The following is a 5,818-nucleotide window of genomic DNA, read 5'->3' on the forward strand; positions in this document are numbered from 1 at the left end:
GGACCGTCGGCGCCGGTGTTGTGTCGAAGATCCTGCTGTAAGGCATCCTGTGGGGTGCGTCGAGACGCACCCTACGCCAAACGAAAGGCCGCTCCTTCGGGGCGGCCTTTTGCGTTTCAGCGCCTCTTGCGCTCTTTCATGTCATCAAAAACCGGCATGATTGCCGCAGCGATCAAGGCGGCAGCCAGCGGTAAGGTCGCGGCAAAGCCAAGGGCCTGAAACCCAACGGCACCCGTCAGCCCGCCCACAAAGAACGACACGAGCAGGATCGCCAGCATCGGCATCCGCTGTGGTGTCGGGACGAATTCTGCCCCTATCGCGGCTTTGCGGAACAGCCACCGCCCGACATCGATTCCCAGATCGGTGGCAATGCCGGTCACATGGGTCGTGCGGATCACCGCACCAGAGATTTTGGTGATCACCGCGTTCTGCAGTCCCATCACAAAACACAGCAGCAGGATAGTCAGCGTGACAAATCCCCCCTCCACCTGAACGATCTGTGTGCCGAGAATGCCAAAGACCATCAACAGCGATGCCTCCAACAGTAGCGGGATCGCATATTCGCTTTGTAGCTGCCTGCGCCGCGCATAATTCACCAAAAGCGCCGTGCAGGCCGCGCCGCAGATGAATGTCGCAAGGCAGAGCAGCCCGAACATGGCGATCCTGTACTGCCCCAGCGCGATCAGATCGGCCATTTCCGACACGATCCCGGTCATGTGCGATGTATATTGCTGCACCGCCAGAAACCCACCCGCGTTGATCGCGCCTGCGACGAAGGCGAGCAGATAGCCAAGGCTGCGGTTTCCCGATTCGGTGCGGCGTGCGCCGGTCAGATGCCGCGACAGATTCGTTACCATGATGGTGCCTTTCGTGCTGCATCCGAGCGAAATAAGCGTGTGAATGCGGGCAAACAGCATCACCAATCCCTAGGAAACGCAAGACCGCGCCGAACTTGCCGTTTCCCGCAATCAGCCCTTGCCAGACAGGGCGCATATCCCTATACGGCCCCAATCCGACGGGGGTGCGCCATGCGTGCCCTTTTTATGTTGGACCAAAAGACGCGATGAGGGTTCTGGATGAGCCATGATCCTCCTCTCCGATCTAGGCCCTATCAAAAAGGGTGATGAAATGGCAGCCAGCCAAACCATCCGTATCCGCCTTAAGGCGTTTGATTTCCGCGTGCTTGATGCAAGCACTGCAGAAATCGTCAGCACAGCCAAGCGCACTGGCGCTTCTGTTCGCGGCCCGATCCCACTGCCGAACAAGATCGAAAAGTTCACTGTTCTGCGCGGCCCGCACATCGACAAGAAATCACGCGATCAGTTCGAGATCCGCACGCATAAGCGCCTGCTCGACATCGTTGACCCGACACCGCAAACCGTGGACGCGCTGATGAAGCTCGACCTGGCTGCTGGCGTCGACGTCCAGATTTCCGTGTAAGGAGGGTTCTATAATGCTCCGTACAGGACTTATCGCTAAAAAGCTGGGCATGACCCGGCTGTTCATGGAAGACGGTCGTCAGATCCCTGTCACCGTTCTTTCGCTCGAAAACCTGCAGGTTGTTGCACAGCGTACTGCTGACAAAGACGGTTACGTCGCTGTTCAGCTTGGCGCCGGTGCTGCCAAGGCAAAGCGCACAAGCCAGGCCATGCGTGGCCATTTTGCCGCCGCCAAGGTCGAACCAAAGCGCAAGGTTGCCGAATTCCGCGTTGCCCCCGAGAACATGATCAACGTCGGTGAAACCATCACCGCGAACCATTATTTCGAAGGTCAGTTCGTGGACGTGTCCGGCACATCGATCGGTAAAGGTTTTGCTGGTGCGATGAAGCGGCATAACTTTGGCGGTCTGCGTGCGACGCACGGCGTGTCCGTCAGCCACCGTTCGCATGGTTCCACTGGCCAGTGTCAGGATCCGGGCAAGGTGTTCAAAGGCAAGAAGATGGCCGGCCACATGGGTTCTGCCCGCGTGACCACACAAAACCTGCAAGTGATCCGCACTGACGCCGACCGTGGCCTGATCATGGTCAAAGGTGCGGTTCCCGGTTCGCGTGGCGGCTGGGTGACGTTGAAGGATGCGGTGAAAAAGCCGACCCCGGAGAATGTGATCTATCCTGCCGGTCTGAAGTCGCTCGATGAAGAAGCCAAGCGTCTGGCCGAAGAAGCCGCCGCCGCTGCTGCGGCTGAAGAAGCTGCTGCTGCAAAAGCCGCTGCTGAAGCAGAACAGGCTGCGCTGGAAGCTGCTGAAGCCGAAGCCGCAAACGAAGCCCCGGCTGATGCCGATACGACAGAGGGTGATAAAAATGAAGGCTGATGCAATCAATCTGGAAGGCGCAAAGGCCGGTTCCGTCGAATTGAACGACGCGATCTTTGGTCTGGAGCCACGCAAAGACATCCTGCACCGCGTTGTCCGCTGGCAGCGTAATAAGGCCATGGCAGGTACACACGACGTGCTTGGCCGGTCGGAAGTGTCCTATTCCACCAAGAAGATCTATCGCCAAAAAGGCACCGGCGGCGCACGCCACGGTTCCAAAGGCGCACCGATCTTCCGTCACGGTGGTACCTACAAGGGCCCAACCCCGCGCAGCCACGCCCATGAGCTGACCAAAAAGTTCCGCGCTTTGGGACTGAAGCATGCCCTGTCCGCGAAAGTTGCGGCAGGTGAGCTGGTCATCGTGGACAGCATCGATGTGAAAGACGCGAAAACCTCGGCATTGGCCAAAATGGTCGGGTCGTTGGGTTGGAAACGTGCGCTGATCATCGACGGGGCCGAAGTGAACGAAAACTTCGCCCGTGCGGCTGCCAACATCGAAACCCTGAACGTTCTCCCATCCATGGGTGCCAACGTTTACGACATCCTGAAGTCGGACACGCTCGTCCTGACCAAGGCGGGTGTCGCAGCACTGGAGGCTCGTTTGTCATGAGCGTGAAAGCCGAACATTACGACGTGATCCGCAAGCCGATCATCACCGAGAAAGCAACCATGGCTTCTGAAGCCAATGCGGTTGTGTTTGAAGTTGCGATCGACGCCAACAAACCCCAGATCAAACAAGCCGTCGAGGCGCTGTTTGGTGTGAAGGTCAAGGCCGTGAACACGTCGATCACCAAAGGTAAAGTCAAGCGTTTCCGCGGTTCCCTGGGGACCCGTCGCGACGTGAAGAAAGCCTATGTGACCCTCGAAGCAGGCAACACGATCGATATCTCTACCGGGCTGTAAGTCTTAGGTGAGGTTGAGGAAAGAAAGCCCTCGCGGGAACGCGGGGGCTTTTATGTTGTGGGTGATCAGGTAGGATATGCATTCATTGCGCACCCCGCGTCAAAACACCGTGGTGCGCAATGAATGCGCACCCTACCTCTTGCCACCCCTCGACCTCCCCGCTATACGCCAGCAATCACGGCCTCGGATTCGTTCCGGGGCCTTGTGTATTCTGCGCAAGCGGGGGAAATCCCCGGTCTACGTAGGTCGGGGTTCACCCCGACAAACTTCACTTGGGGACCTTCGGGGCCCTGTAAACCATCGTCCCGGATGACACCGGGACGCCAAGCAAACGGAAGAAGCTAACATGGCACTCAAGTCGTACAAACCGACGACGCCGGGCCAGCGCGGGCTGGTGCTGATCGACCGTTCGGAGCTTTGGAAAGGTCGCCCTGTCAAGGCCCTCACTGAGGGTCTGACCAAATCGGGCGGACGGAACAACACCGGACGGATCACAATGCGTCGCATTGGTGGGGGCGCAAAGCGTCTTTACCGCATCGTCGATTTCAAGCGCAACAAACTGGACATGCAGGCTGTTGTCGCACGTATCGAATACGATCCGAACCGGACAGCATTCATTGCGCTGATCCAGTACGAAGACGGCACCCAGACCTATATTCTGGCGCCGCAGCGTCTGGCTATCGGTGACAAGGTCATCGCATCCGCCAAGGCTGACATCAAGCCGGGCAACGCGATGCCTTTCTCGGGCATGCCCATCGGGACAATCGTCCACAACATCGAACTCAAGGCAGGCAAAGGCGGCCAGATCGCCCGTGCAGCCGGTACCTATGCCCAATTCGTTGGTCGTGATGGTGGCTATGCGCAGATCCGCCTGTCTTCGGGTGAATTGCGTCTGGTCCGTCAGGAATGCATGGCCACCGTCGGTGCCGTGTCGAACCCCGACAACAGCAACCAGAATATCGGTAAAGCCGGTCGCAACCGTCACAAGGGCATCCGCCCATCTGTGCGCGGTGTCGCGATGAACCCGATCGACCACCCGCATGGTGGTGGTGAAGGCCGGACATCCGGTGGTCGGACACCTGTGACCCCATGGGGTAAGGATACCAAAGGTACCCGCACCCGTAACAAGAACAAAGCATCGCAGCGCCTTATCGTGCGTTCGCGTCATGCCAAGAAGAAGGGTCGGTAATTATGGCTCGTTCCGTATGGAAAGGCCCGTTCGTCGACGCCTATGTCTTGAAAAAGGCAGAAGCAACGCGCGAAAGCGGCCGCAACGAAGTGATCAAGATCTGGTCGCGTCGTTCTACTATCCTGCCTCAGTTCGTTGGTTTGACCTTCGCGGTCTACAACGGCAAGAAGCATATCCCTGTCAACGTCTCGGAAGACATGATCGGTCAGAAGTTCGGTGAATATTCGCCGACACGGACCTATACAGGTCACGCCGCCGACAAAAAAGCGAAGCGGAAATAAGCCATGAGCAAGGATAAGAATCCCCGCCGCGTGGCCGATAACGAAGCAATGGCGAAACTGCGCATGCTCCGTACCTCCCCGCAAAAGCTGAACCTCGTTGCTGCGCTGATCCGTGGCAAGAAAGTCGAAAAGGCCCTTCAGGACCTGACTTTCTCGAAAAAGCGGATCTCGGACGATGTGAAGAAATGTCTTCAGTCGGCCATCGCCAATGCTGAAAACAACCACAACCTGGATGTCGATGCGCTGGTCGTTGCAGAGGCTTACGTCGGCAAGAACCTGATCATGAAGCGGGGCCGCCCACGGGCGCGTGGCCGTTTCGGCAAGATCGTCAAGCCGTTTTCAGAACTGACCATCAAGGTGCGTCAAGTTGAGGAGCAATCATAATGGGTAACAAAGTAAACCCTATCGGGATGCGTCTTCAGGTCAACCGCACCTGGGACAGCCGCTGGTTCGCAAATACCCGCGAATACGGTGACCTGCTGCTGGAAGACCTGAAGATCAAGGCGTTCATCCGCAAGGAATGTGCGCAGGCCGGTATCAGCCGCGTGATCATCGAACGTCCGCACAAAAAGTGCCGCGTGACGATCCACGCCGCGCGTCCGGGTGTGATCATCGGCAAGAAAGGTGCAGACATCGAAGGTCTGCGTCAGAAGCTGGCGAACCTGACCAAATCGGAACTGCACCTCAACATCGTCGAGGTCCGCAAGCCCGAACTGGACGCAGCGCTGGTCGCTGAATCCATCGGTCAGCAATTGGAACGCCGGGTGTCTTTCCGTCGTGCGATGAAACGTGCTGTGCAGAACGCGATGCGCATGGGCGCCCTGGGTATCCGGGTCAACCTTGCCGGTCGTCTGGGCGGTGCTGAAATTGCGCGGACAGAATGGTACCGTGAAGGTCGCGTGCCGCTGCATACTTTGCGTGCGGATATCGACTATGCGCTTTACGAAGCCATGACGCCCTATGGCATCATCGGCATCAAGGTCTTCATCTACAAGGGTGAGATCATGGAGCATGACCCGCAAGGCCACGACCGTAAACATGCCGAGCTTCAGGAAGGCGCTATTCCGCGCGGTCCTGGCGGCCCGCGTCGCGACAGGTAAGGAGTAGAGAAGATGCTGCAACCAAAGCGCACGA

General features: G+C 57.9%; 9 protein-coding genes. 8 read left to right on the plus strand and 1 reads right to left on the minus strand.

Annotated features, from left to right (window positions below):
• Positions 1 to 116: 116 nt before the first annotated feature.
• Positions 117 to 857 carry a YoaK family protein gene (locus tag ACK4TM_RS16725; protein ID WP_409703487.1) on the minus strand — a complete coding sequence of 247 codons (741 nt, stop codon included), beginning with the start codon at positions 855 to 857 and terminating at the stop codon, positions 117 to 119.
• Positions 858 to 1,128: 271 nt separating this feature from the next.
• On the opposite strand from ACK4TM_RS16725, the gene rpsJ reads away from it, so the two are divergent.
• The 8 genes from rpsJ (at position 1,129) to rpsC (ending at position 5,784) form a co-directional block, all read left to right on the plus strand.
• Entirely contained in the window at positions 1,129 to 1,440 is a 312-nt protein-coding gene (rpsJ, locus tag ACK4TM_RS16730; RefSeq protein ID WP_087212326.1) for a 30S ribosomal protein S10, read from the plus strand.
• A 13-nt stretch (positions 1,441 to 1,453) separates the two neighbouring features.
• On the plus strand, positions 1,454 to 2,311 hold the full coding sequence (gene rplC, locus ACK4TM_RS16735; protein ID WP_409703490.1) for a 50S ribosomal protein L3: 858 nt from the start codon (positions 1,454 to 1,456) through the stop codon (positions 2,309 to 2,311).
• On the plus strand, positions 2,301 to 2,921 hold the full coding sequence (gene rplD / locus ACK4TM_RS16740) for a 50S ribosomal protein L4 (RefSeq protein WP_409703493.1): 621 nt from the start codon (positions 2,301 to 2,303) through the stop codon (positions 2,919 to 2,921). Before rplC ends, rplD begins: the two co-directional genes overlap by 11 nt.
• Positions 2,918 to 3,214 (plus strand): 50S ribosomal protein L23, encoded by a 297-nt coding sequence (locus ACK4TM_RS16745; RefSeq protein ID WP_409703496.1) that lies wholly within the window; start codon positions 2,918 to 2,920, stop codon positions 3,212 to 3,214. Before rplD ends, ACK4TM_RS16745 begins: the two co-directional genes overlap by 4 nt.
• 346 nt (positions 3,215 to 3,560) lie before the next feature.
• Complete coding sequence (gene rplB / locus ACK4TM_RS16750; RefSeq protein WP_007206608.1) at positions 3,561 to 4,403, plus strand: 50S ribosomal protein L2; 843 nt, start codon at positions 3,561 to 3,563, stop codon at positions 4,401 to 4,403.
• A gap of 2 nt (positions 4,404 to 4,405) precedes the next feature.
• Entirely contained in the window at positions 4,406 to 4,684 is a 279-nt protein-coding gene (gene rpsS / locus ACK4TM_RS16755; RefSeq protein ID WP_409703500.1) for a 30S ribosomal protein S19, read from the plus strand.
• A 3-nt stretch (positions 4,685 to 4,687) separates the two neighbouring features.
• A complete protein-coding gene (gene rplV / locus ACK4TM_RS16760) occupies positions 4,688 to 5,068 on the plus strand; it encodes a 50S ribosomal protein L22 (RefSeq protein WP_007206610.1) in 381 nt (126 codons plus the stop codon).
• Positions 5,068 to 5,784 carry a 30S ribosomal protein S3 gene (gene rpsC / locus ACK4TM_RS16765; protein ID WP_409703504.1) on the plus strand — a complete coding sequence of 239 codons (717 nt, stop codon included), beginning with the start codon at positions 5,068 to 5,070 and terminating at the stop codon, positions 5,782 to 5,784. Before rplV ends, rpsC begins: the two co-directional genes overlap by 1 nt.
• Positions 5,785 to 5,818: the final 34 nt, after the last annotated feature.

Source organism: Yoonia sp. (genome assembly GCF_046292185.1).
In the GTDB taxonomy this organism is placed as follows: domain Bacteria; phylum Pseudomonadota; class Alphaproteobacteria; order Rhodobacterales; family Rhodobacteraceae; genus Yoonia.